Annotated in this window: 2 protein-coding genes, 1 other RNA gene and 1 pseudogene; 1 reads left to right on the forward strand and 3 read right to left on the reverse strand. The window is 45.8% G+C overall.

All coding sequences use genetic code 11. From position 1 onward, the window contains the following. The coding region (locus A3757_RS19200) for an integrase core domain-containing protein (RefSeq protein ID WP_156492034.1) at positions 1-330 on the forward strand (330 nt) is incomplete at its 5' end. A 10-nt stretch (positions 331-340) separates the two neighbouring features. On the opposite strand, the pseudogene A3757_RS25315 reads toward A3757_RS19200, so the two are convergent. The 3 genes and pseudogenes from A3757_RS25315 to A3757_RS19215 all read right to left on the reverse strand — a co-directional run. Then, positions 341-598 (reverse strand): annotated as a pseudogene (locus tag A3757_RS25315) (transposase zinc-binding domain-containing protein); the annotation flags it as partial. Positions 599-1103: 505 nt separating this feature from the next. Next, positions 1104-1489: a transfer-messenger RNA gene (gene ssrA / locus A3757_RS19210) on the reverse strand. A 282-nt stretch (positions 1490-1771) separates the two neighbouring features. Continuing rightward, positions 1772-2016, reverse strand: a 245-nt coding sequence (locus tag A3757_RS19215) for an SsrA-binding protein (protein WP_197470139.1), incomplete at its 5' end; no start/stop codon positions are given.

Here is a 2016-nt window from a genome sequence, read left to right on the forward strand (position 1 = left end):
TATAATCTGCGCCAGCCTCCTAAAGGCTTGGTGTTTCATAGTGACAGAGGTTCGCAGTATACCAGCAAGCGTTATCGCACACTGCTGAGTAATTATGGCATCAGAGCTAGCATGGGGGATGTAGGTGCTTGCTGGGATAACTCTGTTGTGGTGCGGTTCTTTGGAAGCTTAAAGCATGACTGGGTTTTGAAAGTGCCCCAGCCAACGAGAGAGCATATGAGAAATGATGTGGCTGACTACATGCGTTATTACAACTTAGAGCGGCTCCATACTTCTAACGAAGATATGTCGCCAATCGAGTACGAAAACTCTTTAAGAAAAGTGTCCTGATTTAGTTGCGCAGAACAGTTGAGAGTGTACGGTAAACGATGCTCAAGACCTTGCCCATCAGCTCCGGGTAACGGTCCAGCAAAAAGCGCAACTGGAAAGGAAAATTCAGCACCCATTGGCGAATAGGCTCTGCGGGAAATACTTCATCCACCAAAAGTGCGGCACTCTCCGCCATCCGCCGAGCGCCACAACTAGGGCAGAAACCACGCCGTTTGCAGCTGAAAGCGACCAAACGCTCGTGATGACAATCTTCGCAGCGCACACGCAATTTGAGGCTGTTCAAATTTTGGTATCTACGAAGCTGGAATATCAACAAGGTCTATCTGTGTTTCTTGTTTTCCTTATGGAGTGTGTCTTCTTTTATCGTATCTCTGCTGTTTGCTATGGGAGCTCTTGGAACTAATCGGCCCTTGGCATTGGCTTTGGTATGTTATTTATTTCTAATTGTTGTTATTTATGCGGGCTCAGTGCACGATCCTTTCTGGTTTAAATCTACTAAGAATAATGAGTTAGCTCTGTTTCTTCAGGTTTACAAATCAGAAATGCTTATTGAGGGCGGGTCGAACGATTAAAAAAAGGTTCGCAAATCATAGATATTAAAAAGTAAAGCTCATTGAATCATAACGCTATGATTCAATGAGCTTTTTCAGTCTAGAAAGGGTTGCATTTGTCCGGTTGTTGCCAAACTTATGCTTCCCTGTGAACCATAATTTTAGCAAATGCTAAACTTATGGTTACTTCCCTACTTTATTGGTTCTTGATGAACCAGCTTTTGGTGGAGACGGCGGGAATTGAACCCGCGTCCGTCAGCACTCTGCCATCGGCTCTACATGCTTAGAATCCGTTAATTAGTTTAACCTTCCACAGCCCAACGGGCAGGACGTGGTTGGCGAGCTCAGTAAAGTTTAACGAAACGACCCTGAGTAAGCCGCTTGGCGATCCTGTTCTGAGTGACAGTCATTAGCGCGATACAGGCACCTTGCTAAAGACCGTTAGGGCCGTAGCCCTAAAAGTGCTTTTTCACTGCTTACGCAGCTAGTTGAGCACCGTAGTTGTCATCATTTGCAACTATGAGTTATAGCGATTGGAGTACGAGTGCCACTATACACTCGGCATGCACCTTTGGTTTTGTTACCAGCGTCGAAGCCATGTCGTCCCCGTAACTTTTACCAAGATTAAGCGTCTGGCTTCGACTGCGTCGAGTCCCGGCCAGCGGGCGGAGCCGCTGTCGCTTATGCCTTTTGAAGGCCAAGAAATTGGCTTTCAATTTGAGACAAAACAGGCATAAGCCCATGTCGTCCCCGTAACTTTTACCAAGATTAAGCGTTTGGCTTCGACTACGTCGAGTCCCGGCCAGTGTTTTAGCAACTGTCGCTTATGCCGTAATTTAATTGTTAGTCATTATATAGGGGCGCTTGTTGGGAATACAAGGCAAGCCTATTTATTTTACGTGTTCTCGAACAATACGTGCTTTCTGGCGATCCCAGTCACGGTTCTTCTCGGCATCTCGTTTATCGTGATCTTTCTTACCTTTGGCCAGTGCTATCTCGCATTTGATGTGGTTTCCTTTCCAATAAAGCGCCAATGCAACACAGGTGTGTCCAGCTTGGTTCATTTTGGCATTTATCTTTGCGATTTCTTTTTTATGTAGCAATAGCTTTCGTTGGCGCGTTGGTTCAGCGATAA

The sequence above is a fragment of the Oleiphilus sp. HI0117 genome, assembly GCF_001635235.1.